The 20,791-nt window shown below is 70.3% G+C and carries 19 protein-coding genes and 1 tRNA gene; 9 read left to right on the top strand and 11 right to left on the bottom strand.

Going from position 1 to position 20,791, the window contains the following annotated elements; genetic code table 11:
- Positions 1-10 precede the first annotated feature (10 nt).
- Together ACQPYZ_RS10150 and ACQPYZ_RS10145 are read left to right on the top strand one after the other, a co-directional pair.
- Positions 11-1,357 (top strand): ABC transporter substrate-binding protein, encoded by a 1,347-nt coding sequence (locus ACQPYZ_RS10150; RefSeq protein WP_433167200.1) that lies wholly within the window; start codon positions 11-13, stop codon positions 1,355-1,357.
- Between the two features lie 2 nt (positions 1,358-1,359).
- Entirely contained in the window at positions 1,360-3,102 is a 1,743-nt protein-coding gene (locus ACQPYZ_RS10145; RefSeq protein WP_433167199.1) for a glycoside hydrolase family 35 protein, read from the top strand.
- 46 nt (positions 3,103-3,148) lie between these two features.
- On the opposite strand, the gene ACQPYZ_RS10140 is transcribed toward ACQPYZ_RS10145, so the two are convergent.
- Genes ACQPYZ_RS10140 through ACQPYZ_RS10130 form a run of 3 tightly spaced genes read right to left on the bottom strand, consistent with a single transcriptional unit; the run spans position 3,149 to position 6,729 of the window.
- Positions 3,149-4,141 (bottom strand): 2-dehydropantoate 2-reductase, encoded by a 993-nt coding sequence (locus ACQPYZ_RS10140; protein WP_433167198.1) that lies wholly within the window; start codon positions 4,139-4,141, stop codon positions 3,149-3,151.
- Positions 4,141-5,910, bottom strand: a complete 1,770-nt coding sequence (gene gcl / locus ACQPYZ_RS10135) for a glyoxylate carboligase (protein WP_433167197.1) — start codon at positions 5,908-5,910, stop codon at positions 4,141-4,143. The genes ACQPYZ_RS10140 and gcl overlap by 1 nt, the downstream gene beginning before the upstream one ends.
- Positions 5,911-5,922: 12 nt before the next feature.
- Positions 5,923-6,729 (bottom strand): hydroxypyruvate isomerase family protein, encoded by an 807-nt coding sequence (locus ACQPYZ_RS10130; RefSeq protein WP_433167196.1) that lies wholly within the window; start codon positions 6,727-6,729, stop codon positions 5,923-5,925.
- Positions 6,730-6,842: 113 nt separating this feature from the next.
- On the opposite strand from ACQPYZ_RS10130, the gene ACQPYZ_RS10125 reads away from it, so the two are divergent.
- Both ACQPYZ_RS10125 and ACQPYZ_RS10120 read left to right on the top strand, forming a co-directional pair.
- Positions 6,843-7,628 (top strand): hypothetical protein, encoded by a 786-nt coding sequence (locus ACQPYZ_RS10125; protein WP_433167195.1) that lies wholly within the window; start codon positions 6,843-6,845, stop codon positions 7,626-7,628.
- Positions 7,629-7,804: 176 nt separating this feature from the next.
- Positions 7,805-8,008, top strand: a complete 204-nt coding sequence (locus ACQPYZ_RS10120; protein ID WP_433167194.1) for a cold-shock protein — start codon at positions 7,805-7,807, stop codon at positions 8,006-8,008.
- Positions 8,009-8,011: 3 nt separating this feature from the next.
- Here ACQPYZ_RS10120 and ACQPYZ_RS10115 read toward each other — a convergent pair whose 3' ends face one another.
- Genes ACQPYZ_RS10115 through ACQPYZ_RS10105 form a run of 3 tightly spaced genes read right to left on the bottom strand, consistent with a single transcriptional unit; the run spans position 8,012 to position 12,213 of the window.
- Positions 8,012-8,524 (bottom strand): GNAT family N-acetyltransferase, encoded by a 513-nt coding sequence (locus ACQPYZ_RS10115; RefSeq protein WP_433167193.1) that lies wholly within the window; start codon positions 8,522-8,524, stop codon positions 8,012-8,014.
- Positions 8,521-8,934 carry a M23 family metallopeptidase gene (locus ACQPYZ_RS10110; protein WP_433167192.1) on the bottom strand — a complete coding sequence of 138 codons (414 nt, stop codon included), beginning with the start codon at positions 8,932-8,934 and terminating at the stop codon, positions 8,521-8,523. The genes ACQPYZ_RS10115 and ACQPYZ_RS10110 overlap by 4 nt, the downstream gene beginning before the upstream one ends.
- A gap of 33 nt (positions 8,935-8,967) precedes the next feature.
- Complete coding sequence (locus tag ACQPYZ_RS10105; RefSeq protein ID WP_433167191.1) at positions 8,968-12,213, bottom strand: tetratricopeptide repeat protein; 3,246 nt, start codon at positions 12,211-12,213, stop codon at positions 8,968-8,970.
- Positions 12,214-12,343: 130 nt separating this feature from the next.
- Here ACQPYZ_RS10105 and ACQPYZ_RS10100 point away from each other — a divergent pair, with 130 nt between their 5' ends.
- The 3 genes from ACQPYZ_RS10100 to ACQPYZ_RS10090 all read left to right on the top strand — a co-directional run bounded on the left by ACQPYZ_RS10100 (position 12,344) and on the right by ACQPYZ_RS10090 (position 14,172).
- Positions 12,344-13,258, top strand: a complete 915-nt coding sequence (locus ACQPYZ_RS10100) for a class I SAM-dependent methyltransferase (RefSeq protein WP_433167190.1) — start codon at positions 12,344-12,346, stop codon at positions 13,256-13,258.
- A gap of 142 nt (positions 13,259-13,400) precedes the next feature.
- On the top strand, positions 13,401-14,021 hold the full coding sequence (gene orn / locus ACQPYZ_RS10095) for an oligoribonuclease (protein WP_433167189.1): 621 nt from the start codon (positions 13,401-13,403) through the stop codon (positions 14,019-14,021).
- A gap of 78 nt (positions 14,022-14,099) precedes the next feature.
- Positions 14,100-14,172, top strand: a tRNA-His gene (locus ACQPYZ_RS10090).
- A 273-nt stretch (positions 14,173-14,445) separates the two neighbouring features.
- Here the strand turns inward: ACQPYZ_RS10090 and ACQPYZ_RS10085 are convergent.
- From ACQPYZ_RS10085 to ACQPYZ_RS10065, 5 genes are read right to left on the bottom strand one after another with little or no spacing between them, the layout of a single operon-like run.
- Complete coding sequence (locus ACQPYZ_RS10085; RefSeq protein ID WP_433167188.1) at positions 14,446-15,924, bottom strand: hypothetical protein; 1,479 nt, start codon at positions 15,922-15,924, stop codon at positions 14,446-14,448.
- On the bottom strand, positions 15,921-16,334 hold the full coding sequence (locus ACQPYZ_RS10080; RefSeq protein WP_433167187.1) for a hypothetical protein: 414 nt from the start codon (positions 16,332-16,334) through the stop codon (positions 15,921-15,923). Before ACQPYZ_RS10080 ends, ACQPYZ_RS10085 begins: the two co-directional genes overlap by 4 nt.
- A gap of 5 nt (positions 16,335-16,339) precedes the next feature.
- A complete protein-coding gene (locus ACQPYZ_RS10075) occupies positions 16,340-16,618 on the bottom strand; it encodes a hypothetical protein (RefSeq protein ID WP_433167186.1) in 279 nt (92 codons plus the stop codon).
- Between the two features lie 42 nt (positions 16,619-16,660).
- The gene (locus tag ACQPYZ_RS10070) at positions 16,661-17,281 is read right to left on the bottom strand and encodes a response regulator (protein WP_433167185.1); all 621 of its coding nucleotides are present in this window, start codon (positions 17,279-17,281) and stop codon (positions 16,661-16,663) included.
- Positions 17,278-18,489, bottom strand: coding sequence for a sensor histidine kinase (locus ACQPYZ_RS10065; RefSeq protein ID WP_433167184.1), 1,212 nt, complete (start codon positions 18,487-18,489; stop codon positions 17,278-17,280). The genes ACQPYZ_RS10070 and ACQPYZ_RS10065 overlap by 4 nt, the downstream gene beginning before the upstream one ends.
- Positions 18,490-18,624: 135 nt before the next feature.
- Here ACQPYZ_RS10065 and ACQPYZ_RS10060 point away from each other — a divergent pair, with 135 nt between their 5' ends.
- Entirely contained in the window at positions 18,625-19,575 is a 951-nt protein-coding gene (locus ACQPYZ_RS10060; RefSeq protein WP_433167183.1) for an SMP-30/gluconolactonase/LRE family protein, read from the top strand.
- A 116-nt stretch (positions 19,576-19,691) separates the two neighbouring features.
- Complete coding sequence (locus tag ACQPYZ_RS10055) at positions 19,692-20,789, top strand: ankyrin repeat domain-containing protein (RefSeq protein WP_433167182.1); 1,098 nt, start codon at positions 19,692-19,694, stop codon at positions 20,787-20,789.
- The last annotated feature ends 2 nt before the right edge of the window (positions 20,790-20,791 follow it).

The following is a 20,791-nucleotide window of genomic DNA, read 5'->3' as shown; positions in this document are numbered from 1 at the left end:
AGGGAACACCATGAAGTCTCATCGGCGCATCCGGCACCTGGTGGTTGCCGGGGCCGCTCTCACCGCGCTCGCGGTCGTGGCGGCTTGCGGTGGTTCGGACAGCTCGAGCGGCGGTGGTGGTCAGGCGACCGGCTCGCCCGACGCGGTCGACGCCGCGCTCAAGGCCGGCGGCACCATCACCTACTGGAGCTGGACGCCCTCGGCCGAGGCCCAGGTCGCGGCGTTCCAGAAGCAGTACCCGAACGTCAAGGTGAACTACGTCAACGCCGGGACCGGCAACGACCACTACACCAAGCTGCAGAACGCGATCAAGGCCGGCTCCGGTGCACCGGACGTGGCCCAGATCGAGTACCAGGCGCTGCCACAGTTCGCGCTGCCCGGCTCGCTGGTCGACCTGAACGAGTACGGCTTCGACCAGTACGAGTCGGCGTACACCCCGTCGACCTGGGCTGCCGTCCACGCCGGTGCGGGTCTGTACGGCCTGCCGCAGGACTCGGGGCCGATGGCGCTCTTCTACAACAAGGAGGTCTTCGACAAGTACGGCATCGCCGTACCGAAGACCTGGGACGAGTACGTCGCCGCCGCCAAGAAGCTGCACGCGGCGAACCCGAAGGCCTACATCGCCAACGACTCGGGCGACGCCGGCTTCACCACCAGCATGATCTGGCAGGCGGGCGGTACGCCGTTCAAGACCGACGGCAAGAACATCACGATCAACCTGCAGGACGAAGGCTCGAAGAAGTGGACCGGCAGCTGGAACCAGCTGGTCGAGGGCGGTCTGGTGGCGCAGATCCCGGGCTGGACCGACGAGTGGTTCAAGGCGCTCGGCGACGGCACCATCGCCACCATGCCGACCGGCGCGTGGATGCCGGGGGTGATGGAGGCGTCGGTCAAGGCCGGCGCGGGCAAGTGGCGGGTCGCCCCGATGCCGACGTACGACGGGCAGCCGGCCACCGCGGAGAACGGCGGCAGCACGCAGTCGGTGCTGAAGCAGAGCGCGAACCCGGCGCTGGCGGCGGCGTTCGTGCGCTGGCTGAACCACGACGAGGGCGTGAAGCCGTTCCTGGCCAGCGGTGGTTTCCCGGCCACCACGAAGGACCTGCAGGACCCGGCGTTCGTGGACAAGCCGAGCGCGTACTTCGGCGGCCAGAAGATCAACCAGGTGCTCACCGGCGCGGCCGGCCAGGTCGTCAAGGGCTGGAGCTACCTGCCGTACGAGCTGTACGCCAACAGCATCTACGGCGACACCGTCGGCAAGTCGTACCAGTCCAAGTCGGACCTGAACACCGGTCTGCAGGCCTGGCAGGACGCGCTGGTGGCCTACGGCAACCAGCAGGGCTTCCAGGTGAACGGCTGACCGTGACCCACTTCGCGATCGGTGAGTCCGACTTCCTGCTCGACGGCCGGCCCTTCCGGATCCTGTCCGGGGCGCTGCACTACTTCCGGGTGCACCCGGACCAGTGGGCCGACCGGATCGAGAAGGCCCGCCTGATGGGGCTCAACACCATCGAGACGTACGTGCCGTGGAACGCGCACAGCCCGCGGCCGGGCGCCTTCGACACCGCCGGGATGCTCGACCTCGAGCGGTTCCTGCGGGAGGTGGCCGACGCGGGGCTGTATGCGATCGTCCGCCCCGGCCCGTACATCTGCGCGGAGTGGGACAACGGCGGACTCCCTGCCTGGCTCTTCCGGGAGCCGGGCATGGGTATCCGCCGGAACGAGCCGAAGTTCCTGGCCGCCGTCCGGGACTACCTGCACGAAGTACTCCGGATCGTCCGGCCGCTGCAGGTCGACCAGGGCGGCCCGGTCCTGCTGGTCCAGGTCGAGAACGAGTACGGCGCGTTCGGCGACGACACGACGTACCTGAAGTCGGTGGCCGAGATCATCCGGGACGCCGGGATCACCGTGCCGCTGGTCACGGTCGACCAGCCGGTGGACGCGATGCTGGTGGCCGGCGGTCTGGACGGAGTACTGCGGACCGGATCCTTCGGGTCGCGGGTCGAGGAACGGTTGGCGACCCTGCGGAAGCACCAGCCGACCGGACCGTTGATGTGCATGGAGTTCTGGGACGGGTGGTTCGACCATTGGGGTGGACCGCACCACACGACCGGGGTCGCCGAGGCCGCCGCCGAGTTGGACGCCCTGCTCGCGGCGGGCGCGTCGGTGAACATCTACATGGTTCACGGCGGCACGAACTTCGGGCTGACGAGTGGGGCCAACGACAAGGGCGTCTACCGGCCGACGGTCACGTCGTACGACTACGACGCTCCCGTGGACGAGGCCGGGAACCCGACGGCGAAGTTCCACGCCTTCCGGGAGGTCATCTCCCGGTACGCGCCGGTCCCCGACGTTGTCCCGGCGTCGGGGACCGCCGCGCCGGAGACCTCCGCCGCGCTCGACTCACCGATCCGATTGCTCGCCGACCCCTCGGCCTTCGGTGCGTGGAGTGACCACCAGGTGATGCCGACGCTCGACGACCTGGACGCCCGGTTGGCGCTCTTCCGGACCACGATCGACATCGACGGTCCGGCGCTGCTGACCGTCGACGAGGTGCGGGACCGGGCGTACGTGTACCTCGACGGCGATCCGATCGGCGTACTCGATCGGGAACGGCACGACCGCGCGCTGATGGTGCCGCGCGGCCGCGGCCGGCTGGAGATCCTCGTGGAGGACCAGGGCCGGGTGAACTACGGGCGTCGGATCGGCGAGCCGAAGGGACTGATCGGTCCGGTCCAGCTCGGCTCGGCCGAGTTGACCGGTTGGTCGGCGTGCGTGATCGACCTGGACACCGTGACGCGCCTGTGGGACGCGCGGACTCCGGATGCCCCTGGCGTCGGTCCGACCGCGTGGCGGGCCGGCTTCGACGTCGCCGAGCCGGCCGACCACTTCCTGTCCACGGTTGCCTGGGGCAAGGGCATCGCCTGGGTGAACGGGTTCTGTCTCGGCCGCTACTCGCGCCGTGGACCGCAGGAGACGCTCTACGTCCCGGCTCCGGTACTGCGTCCTGGGCACAACGAGCTCGTCGTACTGGAGCTGGAGGTGATGGCGGAGCCGGTCGCGCACTTCGTCGCCGGTCTGGCACTCGGGCCGACCGAGCTGTGATGGAACAGGTGGGTCCGACGTCGCTGTGGCCGGACCCACCTGGCTTCTAGGACGGTGCCGGCACCTGCGCTATCCCGACCTTCGTGGCGAGCAGGTCGGCGACCGCGTGGACGGCGCGCAGTGTCGGCGCCGGGACGCCGGTGAGGTCCGCGAGCTCGACGACCGCGGCGAGGATCACGTCCAGCTCCAGCGGTTTGTCCTTCTCCAAGTCCTGCAGCATCGACGTCTTGTGCTCGCCGACGCGTTCGGCGCCGTTGATCCGCTTGTCGACCGAGATGTCGGGATGGCAGCCGACCGCGGCCGCGATCGCCAGCGACTCCTCCATCATCAGCCGGACCATGGCCCGGGTGCCCTCGTGCGTGGCGATCTCCACCATCGTCGCCCGGGCGAGCGCGCTGATCGGATTGAACGCCGCGTTGCCGAGCAGCTTGATCCAGATGTCCTTACGGATGTCCTCCTCGACCGGACACTTCAGCCCGCCGGCGATCATCGCCTCGCTGAACGCCGCGCACCGGTCCGAGATCCCGCCGGACGGCTCACCGATCGAGAAGCGGGTGCCTTCGAGATGGCGTACGACGCCCGGACCCTCGAGCTCGGTCGAGCAGTAGACCACGCAGCCGACAGCGCGGTCGAGATCCAGCACCCGGGTCACCGAGCCCCCAGGATCGACAGACTCGATCCGCCGGCCTTCGTACGGGCCCTTGAGACCGTGGAAGTACCACCACGGAATGCCGTTCTGCGCGGCGACGATGACCGTCTCGTCGTGCAGCAGCGGCTCGAGCAACGGGCCGGCGGACGCATAGGAATTAGCCTTGAGTCCGAGGAAGACGTAGTCGACCGGACCCACCTCGGCCGGGTCGTCGGTGGCCGGCGTACGGGCCTCGAAGTCGCCGCGCGGGCTGAGCACCCGGACGCCATCGGACCGGATCGCCTCCAGATGGGCGCCGCGGGCGATCAGGTGGACCTCGCTCCCACCGCGGTGCAGGGCCGCGCCGACGTAGGCACCGATCGCGCCGGCACCGAGAACAGCTACCTTCATCAGTCCCTCCTCGGGCCCGAAGCAGTGGGAACCGGGTGCACGATCTCGTCCAGCTCCTCGAACTCGACGATGTTGTCGAGCTCGGTGCCCATGGACACGTTGGTGATCCGCTCCAGGATCACCTCGACGATCACCGGCACCTGGTGCTCGACGAGCAGCTTCTTGGCGTCGTCCAACGCGGGCAGGATGTCGTCGGGTTCGAACACCCGCAACGCCTTGCAGCCGAGGCCTTCCGCGACCTTCACGTGGTCGACGCCGTACCCGTCGACCTCGGGGCTGTTGATGTTGTCGAAGGCGAGCTGCACGCAGTAGTCCATGTCCAGGTTGCGCTGGGCCTGCCGGATGAGGCCGAGGTAGGAGTTGTTCACCACCACGTGGATGTAGGGGATGTTGAACTGCGCGCCGACCGCGAGCTCCTCGATCAGGAACTGGAAGTCGTAGTCACCCGACAGCGCCACCACCGTCGCGTCCGGGTCCGCGACCGCGACCCCGAGAGCCGCCGGGCCGGTCCAGCCGAGTGGCCCGGCCTGGCCGGCGTTGATCCAGTGCCGCGGCCGGTAGACGTGCAGCATCTGGGCGGCCTGGATCTGTGACAATCCGATTGTCGACACGTAGCGGGTCTCGGGGCCGAAGGCATGGTTCATCTCCTGGTAGACCCGTTGCGGCTTCACCGGTACGTCGGCGAAGCCGGTCCGCCGTTCCAGCGTCTGCTTGCGGTCGCGGCACGCCGAGACCCACTCGGACCGATCGGCCAATGGCGCCTGCTGCCGGGCGACGTGGAGCAGGACCTCGAGCGCCGCGCGGGCGTCCGACACGATGCCGAGGTCCGGCGCGAACACCCGGCCGAGCTGGGTCGGTTCGATGTCGATGTGCACGAACTTCCGGCCGGCCCGGTAGACGTCCAGACCGCCGGTATGCCGGTTCGCCCAGCGGTTGCCGATCCCGATCACCAGGTCGGAGGCCAGTAGGGTCTCGTTGCCGTAGCGGTGCGAGGTCTGCAGACCCGCCATGCCGGCCATCAGCCGATGGTCGTCCGGGATGCTCCCCCACCCCATCAGCGTTGGGATCACGGGCACGTTGGTGAGCTCGGCGAACTCGACCAGCAGGTCGGAGGCGTCCGCGTTGATGATGCCGCCACCGGCCACGATCAGCGGGCGTTCCGCCTCGGCGAGCATCCGCAGTACCGACTCGGCCTGGGCGACCGTCGCGCGTGGCGTGGCGATCGGGAGGGGTGTGTAGAGCTCGGGGTCGAAGTCGATCTCGGCGAGCTGGACGTCCAGCGGCAGATCGATCAGCACCGGACCCGGCCGGCCCTCGCGCATCAGTTTGAAGGCCTTCTGGAAGGTGCCGGGGACCTGGGCCGGCTCCATCACCGTGACCGCCCACTTGGTGACCGGCGCGGCGATGTCGGCGATGTTGATCGCCTGGAAGTCCTCCTTGTGCAGCTTGGCGACCGGGGCCTGGCCGGTGATGCACAGGATCGGGATCGAGTCGGCGCTCGCGGAGTACAGGCCGGTGATCATGTCGGTGCCCGCCGGTCCCGACGTACCGACGCAGACGCCGAGGTTGCCGGGTTTCGCGCGGGTGTAGCCCTCGGCCATGTGCGAGGCGCCCTCGACGTGCCGGGCCAGCACGTGCCGCAGCTCGCCCTGGGCGCGGACGGCGGAGTAGAACGGGTTGATGGCCGCGCCGGGCAGGCCGAACAGATGGGTGATGCCTTCGCGGCGAAGGATCTCCACGGCGGCCCGGGCGGCGGTCATTCGGGGCATGCCAGCTGCCTTTCAGTCGGTGGGTGAGATCCAGTCGAAGCTCTCGGCCGTCGTGCCGCTCGGCGTGTACTCGAGCCCGATCCAGCCGTCGTAGCCGGCGGCCCGGAGCTCGTCGAGGTGCTGGTCGACCGCGATCTTCCCGGTGCCGGGTTCGTTCCGGCCGGGAGCGTCGGCGAGCTGGACGTGCGCGATCCGGTCCGCGTACGTCGCGATCGCCGCCGTCACGTCGTCCCCGTTGACGGTGAGGTGGTAGAGGTCGGCCAGCAGTCCGATGGCGGTCACCCCGGACGCGGCCCGGACCCGGTCGATCACGGCGACCGCGTCGGCCGCCGTCCGGAGTGGGTAGCGGTCGGCACCGCTGACCGGCTCGACCAGTACGACGCCGCCGAACGAGCCGGCCGCGGTCGCCGCCAGTGCGAGGTTCTCGGTGGCCAGCTCGTCCTGGGCCTCCGGCCGGACCCCGTCGACGCGGTTGCCGTACAACGCGTTGAAGGCGCGGCAACCGAGCCGTTCGCCGATGCCGAGGGTGACCGCGAGGTTGTCGCGGAACTCGAGCGAGCGCTGCGGCCAGGAGACCAGGCCGCGATCGCCGCCGGGCAGGTCGCCGGCGGCGAAGTTCAGTCCGGTCAGTTGCACGCCGGCGTCGCGGACGGCGCGTTCGAACGCGTCCACCTCGGCGTCACCGGGCAGGTGGGTGTCGAAGGGCCACCAGAACTCGACCGCACCGAACCCGGCCGCGCTCGCGGCCGCGGGCCTCTCCAGGAGTGGGAGTTCGGTGAACAGGATCGAGCAGTTGACCGCGAAACGGGCAGAGTCCATCGGTCCCACCTTCCGGAGGGGCTTGGTATACGGCATACAGTAGGCGGGAGCCTGAATGCGGTCAAGATCACACTTCCCGGCAAGCGCTCGCCAGTTTCTGCGAGACTGCCGGGATGACATGGCCACCGATGGCGTGGATCGGCGGGGCGCCCGGAGCCGGGAAGTCCACGATCGCGCGCGCCCTCGCCCGCCGCCGGGATCTGCCGCTGCATCCGGTCGACCTGTGGACCTACGACCACGTGCCCCGGATGCCGCCGCTGCGGCCGCTGGCCGAGGATCTGGCGGACGGCCCCGTCGTCGCGGCCGATGCGTTCGTGCGGATCTCGGCCCTTCGACTCGAGTTGGTCGCCGCGGATGTGCGGGGTCGCGGACTGGGCGACGTACCGGCGTTGGTGGAGGGGCCGCAGTTGTTCCCCTCGATGGCGGACGGGGTGGCGGCCGCGGTGTGGTTGGTGCCGGACGGCGAGCAGACCCGGCGGGCACGCGAGGAGCGACTGGCCCGGACCGAAGATCCGGAGGGGCGCGCGCGGCTGGAGGGGTTGCTCGCGCGGGACGCCGTACTGGCTGATCGGGTCCGGGCAGAGGCCGTGGAGCACGGTCGGCCGCTGATCGAGGTGCCGGCCGCGCCGGACTGGGCGTCGATCGGAGCGGCGGTCGAGGGAGCGCTGGGATCGCTGCCGCGGCTCGGGGCCGGTGAGGAGTTAAGGCGGCAGCGGCGGTTCGAGAACGAGACCGCGTGCCGGCAGGGGCGGTTGTGGCAGGCGGACGTCGGGCTGGCGGAGCTGCCGCCGTACCCGTTCGCGTGCGAGTGTGGGCGGTCCGGGTGCGCGGCGGTCTGGCCGGGTACGCCGGACGCGTACGACGCGCGGCGCGGTGACGGGTGGTTGGCGGTCTGCTAGGGTCTTGGGCGGTTGCAGTTTGCAGTTCCCGTTCGTTTCGAAGCGCCCGCGGATTTGTGATCCGCCGGGCGTTTTCTCATTTCAGGCTCTGGTCTGCGGTGGGAGGGCTCGTTGCGGCAACCCGGGACCCGGCGCCGCCGGAGCCCGTCCCCGGCCCGAACTCAGAGGAGCAGATCATGGCCAGCGGAACAGTGAAGTGGTTCAACGGTGAGAAGGGCTTCGGCTTCATCACCCAGGACGGCGGCGGTGCCGACGTGTTCGTGCACTACTCGGCGATCGCGACGAGCGGCTTCCGGTCGCTCGAGGAGAACCAGAAGGTCGAGTTCGAGGTCGCGCAGGGCCCGAAGGGCCTGCAGGCGGAGAACGTCCGGCCGCTCTGAGCGCTATCCCGGCAGACCCGGTCCTTCGGGGCCGGGTCTGTTCGTCCAGAGGTACTCGCCGTCGTCCAGGTGAGCTGTGCGAGTGAGTCCCGCGGCCGCGGCGACGGCGGCCGAGGCCGCGTGGTCGGGGTGCACGTGGGCGATGACCTGCTCGACGCCCTGACCGTCCAGCCAGGTGACGAGGCCCAGTGCCGCCTCCTTGGCGAGGCCGCGGCCCTGCCAGTCCGCACCGACCACCCAGGCGATCTCGGCCGTCGTACCGGTGACTGTCGACTGCACGTAGCCCGCGAGCCGGCCGTCGTACCGGATCACCCAGTTCAGCCAGTGCTCGTCATCGCGGCCCGGTCCCGCGAGTTGACGGCGGTAGCGCTCCTCCAGGACCTCCAGGCTGGGCGGTTCACCGCCGGTGAACGTGTAGAGCGCCGGGTCGGCGAGGACTTTCGCCATCTCCGCGGCGTACTCGACGCGCAGCGGCAGCATGACCAGGCGGGCGGTCTCGAAGGTCGACGCGATCACGGGTCAACGGTAGCGCCGGACGGCTCGGTCGCTCCCTCCACGACCGACCCGTCCTGCGCCACCCTCCGCATCCGGGCATTCGTATGCAGATCGAACTGCGGGCTCCGCTGGTCCCCCACTCCGTACGGCGCGACCCGCTCCTCGTAGTGCAGGTGCGGACCGGCCGCGAGACCCAGCAGGTCGCCCGTCTCCACGGTCTCCCCCTGGCTGACCGTGCGTTCGGCTAGCTGGTCGTAGACGTGCCAGATCGCGTTCGACTCGACCACGACCCGCCGGTGCTCGACCTGGACCACTACTCCGGCCAGGGTCGCCCTGATCGGAGTACCCGGTTCGGTGCGGTAGTCGCGACCGGGATGCCCCGCGCGGTCGTACTCGCGAACCACCACTGGGTTGTGCACCGGCGCTGCCATGGTCAGATGGTGCGGCCGGATCTTCAGAAAGTCTTAAAGCCGGGCCGGGACGGCCGGATAGGGCGCCGGCTCGACCTCCAGCTCGCCCATCCGCTGCACATAGGTGCGGTAGGCCCGGCGGGCCTCACCGTGCGCCCCGCTCGCCTGGAACGCCGACACCAGGCCGAGGTGCGCGCGTTCGTCGTACTGGTCCCGCTGCAGGATCCGGAGCAGGTATCCGGCGGCCGCGTCGGGGTCACGCCGGCCCCGCTCGGCCAGCACCCGCGCCACCCGGACGTAGAGCGCCCGCGCCTCCTCCCGCATGCCGGCGGCCCAGTCGGCGTACACGTCCTCCTCCAGGAAGTCCCCGGAGTACGCCGCCTCGGCGGCCCGGAGCAACCGGAGATCGCTGGTGTTGAGGCCCTCCCGGGCGTCGTGCAGGAACTGCTCCACATCCACGGCCGCCTGCTCACCGTCGAGCCAGATCGTCGCCCGATCCGCGCCGACGAACCGGTCCGCGGCGTACCGCTTCTCCGGGTCGAGTACGGACCGCACGGTCGACAGCGCGACCGACAGCCGCGGTGACGCGACCGACTCGTCCTGCTCCGGCCAGAGCAGGTCCAGCAGTTGCACGCGGGCGACCGGGCGGCAGCGACGGGCCACCAGGATCTTCAGCAGGTCGCGAGCCTTCTTCGACGGCCACTCCCCCAGCTGGACCGCCTTGCCGTCCCGCAGCACCCGGAAGCCACCCAGGCACTCGATCCGGACGGGGACCGGACCGGTCTCCTCACTGGCTGCCAGCGCGGCTGCGGCGTACCGGGTCGCACCTGCGGCCAGGAACCGCTGGTGCGCGCGCAGAGCCAGCTCACGACCTTCGGAGCCACTGGTGCGCTTGGCAAGCATTAGCTCGGCGCGGGCCTCACCTAGCTGGTCTCCTAGCTCGCTGCGGATGTTGAGGACCTCGTGCAGTACTTCGGCGCCGCCGGCTGCGGCGTACAGCTCGAGCGCGTCCGCCAATCCGGCTCGGTCGCGACGCTTACGGCAGAGCGCGGCGGCCTCCTGGGCGGTGGTGGCGGCCTCTGTCTGGTTGCCTGCGTGCAACGTCACCCAGCCAAGCGCGACCAGCGCACCGGACAGACCGAGGACAGGGCCATAGGCAACTGCCTGCCGAGCCAATGCGGCCAGCTCGGCAGCACGCTGGGGCTCCTCGACCGCGAGTACGCGCGCCAAACCGGCCAGCGACGGCACCAGGGACTGCATGTCCTTGGTCGCCTCGGCGATCGGGATGGCCTCCTCGAAGCAGGCTCTGGCCATCGCCCGGTCACCACGCTCGCGATAGACCTCGCCGAGAACGGACAGCGGCTGTGCGACTCGCCTGGAGTCCAGCTTCTGGTAGAGCGCCCGGGACGCCTCCAGCTCACCGATGGCCTCGTCGAGGCGGCCCAGCCGGAGTAGCGCCTCACCACGGTTGTTCAGGGCCAGCGCACGGAAGACTGCGAAGCCGGCTCGGTCGGCCAGCTCGATGGCGACGTCCAGCTCCTTCAACCCGTGCTGGTAGTCGCCCTCCGCGATGTGGTGCGAGGACCGGTTCACCCGGATCCGGATCGACTGCAGCAGATCGCCGGCCCGCTCCGCGTGTTCGAGCGCCCGCACGTAGTTCGTGTAGTTGCCGTGCGGATCGCTGTCGACCGCGGCCAGCATGGCGAGCACGGTGTGCGCGATGGCCAGGGCGCCGTCGTCTCCGGACAGCTTGGCCGCCGTGTGTGCGGCGGTCACCAGAACACGGCACTCCTCGAACTCACCCCGCAGCCAGTGCGCACCCGCCCACCACGCCTGCAGGAGCGCCTCGTCCGTCGGATGCCGCCCATCGATCCGGCCCCGCCGGTACGTCGCGATCGCCACGTCGGTCTGACCCCGCAGGTGATGGATCAGCCCGAGTCGCCAGGCGACCCCGACCGGGATCTCGCCGTCAGGCCCAATGATCCGGTCGAAGCACTCGGCCGCGCCTTGCCAGTCGCCGAGCACCTGGCGGGCCTCGCCTTCCAGTTGCTCCAGGGCAGGGTTCCGCAGCTCAGCGGGCAGGGCGGCGACGGCCGCGACCACAGTCTCCGCCAGACCGCCACTGACCATCGCATGACCGTGCTCGGCCAGCATGCGCGCGGCCGCGACCGGGTCGACGGCCTGATAGCAGACCAGGGCGTCCCGGTGCTCACCGATCGACTCGAACCACCTGGCCGCCTCGAGGGAGAGCCCGGCCATCTCCTGCTCGTCCACCGCCAGCCTATCCTTGGCGAAGTTCCGCACCAGCGGGTTGAGCTCGTAGCCGTCCGCCTCCCCGGCCGAAACGAGCAGTCCGCGCGTCCGGAGCTGCTGGAGCGTCTCCCCGCTGTCCGCGAGCCCGATGGCCTTGCACAGCTCGGCCCCGAACCGCGGCAGTACGGCGACGCTCGCGACCAGGCGCCGTACCGCTGGGGGCTCGGCGGCGAAGACCTCCTCGGCCAGGTAGTCGTACAGCGGGCCGTCCGACCGGAGTGCCCGCCGCAGCCGGCTGACGCGCTCGTCGGCCGGGACCGTCCGGAGCGCCTCCGCGGCCAGCCGTACGGCGGCCGGCCAGCCCTGCACCGCGGTCCGCAACGCCTCGGCGAGCTCGTCGGTCGCCTCACCCAGCACGTTCCGCAGTACGGCGAGGGTCTCGGGCACCGTGAACGCGAGCGCGGTCGCGTCGATCTCCAGCACCTGACCGCGGCCCCGGAGGCGGTCGATGCCGAACGGCATCTGGGTGCGGGAGGCAACGACGAGGTGGAGGTTAGACGGCGCGGTCCGGACCAGGCCCTCGATCAGTTTGGTTGCCGGAGCCCCCGGATCGATCTCGTGCAGGTCGTCCAGGACGAGGACCAGGTCGTGGCTGAGGTTGTGCTCCAGGGCGTCGGCCAGCAGGGCGGCGTACGCGAGCGCTCTCGTCTGCTGCTCCGCGTCGGCGTCCGGGCCGCGGGGGCTCTGCAGCTCGGCCGGAATCGCCTCGAGGGCAGGCACCTGGCGCCGGAGCGCGTCGACCAGGCCGGACACCATGGCCGCGAGCGAGGCGTCCTCCGCACGCACGGTGTGCCAGGCACACGGACGTCCGGCCGCCCAGGAGGCCAGCAGCGTCGACTTCCCGAACCCGGCATCCGCCACCACGGTCAGCAACCGGCGCTGAACCCCCTCGTCCAGCAGCGTCGCCAACCGGGGCCGCCCCACCGTCCCCGCCACGGAGTCCACCGGCTCGCCCACCTCCTCCCCCAGTCCCGAATAGAACAGCACCAGGAGTGCACGGTGGCAACCGTGCTGGCCCGGATCTCACGGTTGATCGTGAAAATCGCCGGTGGTGGCCCTGTTGCCGGAACGGCAACGGAACGTGTGTTCCGGCGGAGGTGGGCCGAGACTGGGCGGCATGGTGGAGATCGAGTGGAGTGAGGAAGCCGGGCGGCTGCGGGCGTCGGCGGCGAGCGAGGCCGACTGGAACGCGACCGTGGCCGCGAGTCTGGTCCGGGACAGCGACCGGGTGGCCGTCGACGTCGGCTGCGGAGGCGGCGGGATGGCGAAGGCGCTGGCCGAGGCCATGCCGGCCGGTACGACGGTGGTCGCGATCGACGCGGATCCCGACGTACTCGAGCAGGCGCGCGAGCACACGGCCGGCGCGGTCCGGTGCGAACTGGCGTCGATGGACGACGGCGCCGAACCGTTGCGGAAGGCAATCGACGCGCCGGCCGACCTGATCTGGGCGTCCGCCTCGGTGCACCACGCGGCGGACCAGCAGGCGGCCATCGACGCGCTGGCGTCGCTGCTCGCGCCAGGTGGACGGCTGGCGCTGGCCGAGGGCGGATTGCCGGCGCGGAACCTGCCGTGGGACCTGGGGATCGGCGAGCCCGGCCTGGAGCTGCGGCTGGACCTGGCGCAGGACCGGTGGTTCGCGGCGATGCGCGACGCGCTGCCGGGCTCGGTGCCGCTGCCGTACGGGTGGACGGATGCGCTGACCCGGGCCGGGCTGACCGACGTGAGCACCCGGAGCATCCTGTCCGAGACGTCGGCGCCGCTCACGGACGAGCAGCGTGAGCAACTCGTCACGCAGTTCCGGCACCGGGTGGACCGGCTGAACCCGGATGCCGAGGCTGCGCCGGGTCATGGGCACGGTCATGGTCACGGTCACGGTCATGGCCAGGTCGAGGTCCAGGAGTGGCTGTCGCGGGAGGATCTGGCGGTGTGGGCCCGGTTGCTGGATCCGGAGGACGAGCACTACCTCGGACGGCGTACCGACGTGTTCATGCTGTCCGTGCGGAGCATCCACGTCGGCCACGTGCCGCGCTGACGCCGTACGAGGCCTCGGGCTGGGGTGACTGCGTAGGGGGCCTTGGGCTGCGGTGACGGCGTACGTACGAGAGGAACGCCACGCCGCCGCTCGGGGCCGGTGGGCGCGACGCTGTCCCCGGGTCACCGTAAGGTGGGTGCCCATGAACGACCGGCTGGTGTGGATCGACTGCGAGATGACCGGCCTCGATCTGGCGGCGGACGCGCTGATCGAGGTCGCGGTTCTCGTCACCGACTACGAACTGAACGTGCTCGGTGACGGGATCGACCTGGTCATCGCGCCACCCCCGGCCGCGCTCGAGCAGATGGGCGACTTCGTCCGCGACATGCACACCGAGTCCGGCCTGCTCGCCGAGCTGCCGCACGGGATCCCCCTCGCCGACGCCGAGCAGCAGGTGCTCGACTTCATCTCCGGGTACGTCAAGGAGCCGCGCAAGGCCGCGCTGGCCGGCAACTCGGTCGGCACCGACCGGACGTTCCTGGTGCGCGACATGCCGCGGGTGGAGGCGCACCTGCACTACCGCAACGTCGACGTCAGCTCGATCAAGGAGCTGGTCCGGCGGTGGTATCCGCGGGTGTACTACGCCACCCCGGCGAAGACCGGCAACCACCGAGCGCTGGCCGACATCACCGAGAGCATCGCCGAGCTCAGGTACTACCGCCAGACCGTCTTCGTCCCCCAGCCCGGCCCCGACTCCGACACCGCCCGAGCGGCAGCGAACCTGGTCACCGACGCGGTCACCGACTCGTCCCCCGCCTCCTGATCGGCGCTGCCGGGGCCGATTTCTGGTAATCGACCATCATCGCTATGATTGCTCAGCCGTCGCAGTCGGACGGCAATGGTGGGTGTAGCTCAGCTGGTAGAGCACCTGGTTGTGGTCCAGGTGGTCGCGGGTTCGAGTCCCGTCACTCACCCTCAGGCGAAGGCGATTCGTGTCCGCGGACAGCGCGGACCGGGTCGCCTTCGGCATGTTGTGCGGCTGCGCTCCGCTTGCCGCGGTCGGGGGCTCCGCCACCCGCACCCCCCTCTCCTGTGGTCGGGGCAGCTCGCGTTGCTGGCAGGATGTGGCGGTGAAGTCTTCCGGGAGTTTGTGGTTCGGGTACGGTGTTGTGGTCGTCGTCACGTTCGTGATCGGCTTTCTGGCCTTCACCGTCTGGGTCCTGTCGAAAGTCTTCTGATCCGCTCGCCTACTCGGTCGTCCGGACGACGATCGTCGCGCGCGACGGGTCCGACCGGATCAGCTCGGCCGCGGCGAGACGCGCCTCGAGCTCGGCGACGGCAAGCTTGTCCTGCAGTTCGGTGAGCCTGGGATCCGGGTCGGCCGGGCCCTTGAGCTTCGCGTTCGCCTCGGCGATCTTCAGCTCACGTTCGAGCCGCTGCAGCTCGCGCTGGGTCGGGTCGAAGGTCGCGGCGAGCTCTCCGCCCGTGGTCAGCGCGTCCTTGACGACGGCGGGCAGTCCGGCGACGGTCTCCGCGCGCCGGGCAGCCGAGCTGTTGCTGGTGACCTCCAGCGAGATCAACGCACCGGACGGATCGAGCCCGATCTCGACCTTGCCTTCCTTCTTCGCGGACGACACGGCGATCGTCTGCTCACTCCCCGGCACGGTGACGAGGATGCGATCCTGCGTGGCCCGCGTGGCTTCGTACCCCGACTCCTTCTCGACCACGCTCCACGTCTGCAACGTCGCCGGCCGGGGCACGCGATAGACGATCGAGCCGGCCGCGATCGCAGCTTCCGATGGCGCGCTCGCCGTACCCCCGTCCAGGTAGTCCACGGTCGCCATCGTGCGCACGGTCTCCATCGCCTTCCACCAGACCGGCGGCGTACTGCCCGCTCCGTCCAGCAACTGCTTGTGGAACGCGGCTTCGTCGGGCAACTGGTCGGCGTACAACTCGAGTACGATGGTCTTGGTGTCCCTGGTCTCCTTCGACTTCAGCCACGCGTCGTACCTGGCCTCGACGTGCTTGGCCTCGGCTCGCGTGCTCTTCAGGATCGCGTCGAGTTGCTTCAGCGCGTCCGCCACCGAGCCCGGCAGGGAGCCTGTGCGGCCGGCCATGGTGGCGTGTTCCAGCGTGAGCCGCAGCAGGGCCATCCGGTACGCGTACAGGAGCGCGTGGTCGGCCGGATGGTCGGTCTCGTACTCCGGGTTGATCCCGAGCTCCTCGGGTTTCGGCAGCGCCTCATCAACCTGCTCCTCGTCGTCCTGCGACGTACCGCTGTGACCGTCGCTGTCGAGCTCCTCGATGGCACGCCTGAGCGACCCGGCCGCGACGACCAGCGCTCCCGCGCCGGCCGTGATCGGATTCGCGCCGAGCACGAGACTGCCGGCGACGACGGCACCGATCGTCACGACCGCCTTGAGCCGCTCACCGGACCGGTCGGTCAGCTCGGCGCCGGCGGTCGCGAGACGGCCGTCGGTGGTCAACGTGAGCGACAGCTGGCGGTCCTGCCAGCCAGAGTCGGCCGGCGCGCGCAGCTCGTACGTCTGCCGCGGGTCGGCAACCACGTCGACGTCGACCGTGGCCTCCCGCTCCACCTGGGGCCTGGCCGTCGGGTCCACCGACGAGGTCGTCGTCGTCCGCGTGCCCTGGATACGGACCACCGTCACCGGCAGCCGGTACGCGATCGGTTCGGCTACCACCGCTGCCTTCCTGAACAGACTCATCGACGCAACTCCCCCGTCCTGGTGCGTGCATTCCAGCGGACCTCGGCGCTGCGGTCGGCGAGCTCCGGTACGCCGATCAGGTTGGAGCCGACGTTGTTCGCCTTGATGGCGATCACCGGCGTGGTCGCGCACACCGTTTGCTGACCCAGCTTCGTCCACACGGTGAACTCGACCTCGATCCCCGCCGCGAGCCGGTAGGCGGAGCCCGCCGGTGGCGCGCTCACGGCCGGCACCGGTGTCGTGGTGGCGAAGTTCATCGCCAGGTTCGGCAGTACGGCGGACCAGTCGGCGCCGGTGTCGACCAGCCAGTCGACGGTCAGGCTGTGCCTGCCCCCGCTGAGTGGATTGACCCCGTGCGCCCTGCCGGTCTGGAACGGCCTCGACGAGTTGCCGATGGCGGTCAGCGTCATCCCGCTCACCGGATCCTGGTCATGACCGACTCGAAGTAGATCGCCCGGCCTTCGTGTCGTTCGCTCGCCGCCGCGACCAACTCGTTCGGACTGGGCGCGCCGATCGGCTCGTCCGCGACACAGCCGACAGCACCTGGCAGCTCCGGGTCGCCGGCCAGGATGCGCAGCCGGAACAGTTCCTCGAACAGCGACCGCTGGTCGACGAAGTCCCGGCCGAGCTCCGCGCTATACACCCCCTCGTCCACCAGCTCCTGGATCCAGTCGGCGAACTCCCCCTCGTTCATACCCCCACCCCCACCCTGACTATCGAGGGCGCGCACGCTCCGTTACGCGGGTGGTCGGATGATGCGTTGTTCGATGGCTCGGGCGACGGCGGCGGCTCGGGTGTCCACCTCGAGCTTGGTGTAGATGTGGGAGAGGTGGGACTTGATCGTGGCCTCGCTGACGAAGAGGCGTTTGGCGAGTTCGCGGTTCGACTGGCCGGTGGCGAGCAGGCCGAGGATCTCCACCTCGCGGTCGGTGAGCTGCGGACCGGTTCGCCGTACCAGGCGGGCGGCGACGGCCGGCGCCAGCACGACCTCGCCGCGGGCGGTGCCGCGGATCGCGCGGAAGAGGTCCTCGGGCGGCGCGTCCTTCAGGAGGTAGCCGGACGCACCGGCGTCGATCGCGCTCGAGATGTCCGCCTCGGTGTCGTACGTCGTCAGCACCAGCACCTGTGGCGGCTCCGGCAGCGCACGCAGCCGTGCAGTGACCTCAGCGCCACCAGGCCCGTGCCCGAGGTTCAGATCCATCAGTACGACGTCCGGACGGACAGCCGCGACCAGCTGCTCCGCACTGTGCGCGTCGGACGCCTCGCCGACGACGGTCAGGTCCTCCTGCCCGTCAACGAGCGCACGCATCCCCGCACGGACCACTGGATGGTCGTCGACCAGCGCGACCCGGATCATGAGCGCTCCAACGGTACGGACGCCGCGAGCGCCGTACCCTCGCCCGGCTCGCTCTCCAGCACCAGCGTGCCGCCGAGCGCCTGGAGACGTTCGCGGATGCCTGCCAGCCCGCGGCCGCGGTCTGGGTCGGTGGGGCGAGCTGTCATCCCGCGGCCGTCGTCGCGGACGTCCAGTACGACGGCATCCGGCTGATACGTGAGGGTGACGACCGCAGTGGTCGCGTCAGCGTGTTCGAGCACGTTTGCCAGTGCACCACGCGCAGTACGCAGCAGTGCTGTTTCAACCTCGGCTCCGAGTGCCACCGGCGTGCCGTGCACCTGGACCTGCACGTCGACCCCGGTGTGCGCGGCCAGGCGCTCACACGTGCTTCGCAACGCGCCAGGCAGGGCAGGATCTCCCGAGGCGAGCTCCGCGGGCGCCAGGTCGCGGACCACCCGCCGTACCTCGTCCAGACCGTCGCGGGCCGTTGCCGCCGCTTGAGCCGCGTGCTCGCGCGCAGCGCCCGGCCGGTCGTCCCACTCGCGTTCAGCGGCTTGCAGGAGCAGATTGATACTCGACAGGCCCTGGGCGACGCTGTCGTGGATTTCGCGCGACAGCCGCGCCCGCTCAGCCAGTACGCCGGCCTGATGCTGCGCGTCGGCCAGATCGCCTTGTGCCGCGTGCAGGTCGTCCAGCAACGCCTGTCGTTTGAGTGCATCCCGCTCCAGTGCCCGATACGCGCCGACTGCGAGTACGGCGACGCACACCGGCCCGAGCACGATGGTCGGGTCCAGCCGGTCGGTCATCCGGGTCCACGTGACCACAGTGGTCACGACCATGCCGGCCACGACCGCACAGGCCGGCCAGAACGGCAGCACTCGCAACGCCACGAACGACAGCGGTACGGCGCACCACGCGAACGACGGCGCCAGCAGCACCAGCCCGAACCACACCGCCACGAGCAGAGCCAGCCACACCCGGCTCGGCAGCACCCGGTACGCGGCGTACGTCGCCAGCAGTACGACGGCCCCGGTCAACACCCACGGCGCCCGGTCGCCGAAGCCGTGCCCGGACAGGTACCGCACGGCGGACGCCAGCACGAGTACGACGAACGCCGCGTGCAGCGCCGTCACCAGCCCGTTGGCGCGGCCGAGGATCCCGGCCGCCCAGGCCGGTGCGCCGGGGGCGGCAGGGACCGCTGTCGCCGGGTGTGAGCGTGAAGTGGTCATGTCCGCCGATGGTAGGCCCGAAACGCGGCGACGAAATCATCCGTTCGGCTATCCGATCGTCCCCGATCGCCCGTCGTCCGCGCGGAATCCACGCAGCAGGCTGGAGCCATCCACTCCTTCTGAAGCGAGGTCATCATGTCCGTCCGCTCCCTGTCCGCCACGCTGGCGCTGTCCGCCGGACTGCTCGGTGTCGGCGTCACCACCGCGTCCGCGCACCCTGTCAGCTACGAGCTGCCGGGTGACGCCGGCGGGTCGAAGTTCGAGGGCATCGGGTACGACGTACGCACGCAGCGGTTCTACGTGTCGGAGACCACCGGTGGCGAGATCCACCGTGGCCGGCTCCACTCCACCGCCGCGACAGAGTGGCTGCGCGGTGACGGCACGGACGGCCGCTGGACCGCGCGTGGCGTCACTGTCGACTCCCAGGGCCGGGTGTACGTCGCCGGTGGCCCGAACGGGATCGACCACCCTGGTGCCCCCGACCTGTGGGTGTACGACCGGTCCGGCCGGCTGCTGGCGGTTCTGCGGACCGGAGTGGCCAACGCGTTCCTCAACGACGTGGTGATCGGGCCGGACGGAGCGGCGTACTTCACCAACTCGAACTCGCCGCAGGTGTTCCGCGTGGCCGAGCGACACGGTCGCTGGACCGTGCGGACGTGGGTGGACGCGACCGCGACGATCCCGACGCAGAGCGGGTTCAACCTCGGCGGCATCGTCGTGTCGCCGGACCGCCGCGCGCTGGTCGTGGCCCAGGGCAACGTCGGCAAGCTCTGGCGGTTCGACCTGCGGACCGGACGCGTCTCGCCGGTCGACACCGGTACGGCGGACCTGGTCAACGCCGACGGGCTCGTACGCGAAGGCAACCGGCTGTGGGTCGTGCGGAACTTCTCCCGCGTGCTGAGCACGCTGCGCCTCTCGTACGACGGCCGGACCGCCACACTGCTGTCCGCGACGCCGACCGACCCCACGCGCGTGTTCACCACCGCGAAACTGGCACAGGGCAGGCTGTTGCTCGTGGACAGCAAATTCGACGAGCAGGTCGCCGTGCCGCCGTACGAAGTCGTCGCGCTGACCCCGCCACGCTGATGAACAAGCTCACCGCGCCGGCTGCCGTCATCCTGGTGGCGGCAGCCTGCTCCCCCGCACCTTCGCCTGCTCCGTCCGCCCCTTCGTCTGCCCCGCCAACTCCGAGGACCTCCATCGTGCAGAAGGCCGATTCACTCGACCAGCAGCTCATCGCGGCCGCCTGGAAGAACGACGTACCGACCGCTCGCCGACTGATCACGGCCGGCGCCGACGTCAACGCGGTCGACGACACCGTGCAGAGTGCCTTCCTGATCGCCGCGAGCGAGGGCTACCTCGAACTGCTCGACCTGACGCTGCAGAACGGCGCCGACCTCCGCAGCCTCGACAGCTACCGCGGTACGGCGCTCATCCGCGCTGCCGAACGTGGTCACGCCGCAGTGGTCGGGCGACTGCTCCGCGCCGGGGTGACCGTCGATCACGTCAACCGGCTCGGGTGGACCGCGTTGCACGAGGCAGTGCTGCTCGGTGACGGCAGTGCGCGGTATGTGGACACCGTTCGGCTGCTGATCGCTGCCGGCGCCAACCGCGAGCTGCCCGCCGAGCGCGATGGGACCACTCCTGTGGAGGCGGCTCGGGGGCAGGTGGCCGCCGTACTCGCCACTGAGGTGCCTGCTCGATCCCAGGCTGTTGAGGCCCTGCTCTCGGCAGCGGATGCGGGTGACGCCGACCGGGTCGCGGCTGCGTTGGCGGGCGGTGCGCCGATCGAGTCGCGCGACGAGCACCGGCGTACTGCGCTCCTGCTCGCATCGCTGAAGGATCGCGTCGACGTGGCCCGGCTCCTGGTCGCGCTCGGCGCCGACCCGGACGCGCAGGACGACCGCCAGGACTCCGCGTGGCTCGTGACCGGCGTGACGGGCAGCGTCGCCATGCTCGAGACGCTGCTCCCGGCCGACACCGACCTCACGCTGCGCAACCGCTACGGCGGCATCTCCGTGATCCCCGCCAGCGAACGCGGTCACGTCGACTACGTCCGCCGCGTCGTCCAGACGGGCATCGACGTCAACCACGTCAACAATCTCGGCTGGACCGCCCTGCTGGAGGCCGTCATCCTCGGCAAGGGCACGGAGCCCTGGCAACAGATCGTCACCATCCTCCTGGCCGCCGGCGCCAACCCCTCCCTCCCCGACAAGGACGGCGTCACCCCTCTCCAACACGCCAAGTCGCGCGGCTACACCGAAATAGCCACCACCCTCCGCAACGCCGGCGCCCGCTAGCT

This window comes from Kribbella sp. CA-247076 (assembly GCF_050942445.1).
In the GTDB taxonomy this organism is placed as follows: Bacteria; Actinomycetota; Actinomycetes; order Propionibacteriales; family Kribbellaceae; genus Kribbella.
Note: the sequence above shows the minus strand (reverse complement) of the source record. Positions and strands in the feature narration are given on the sequence as shown.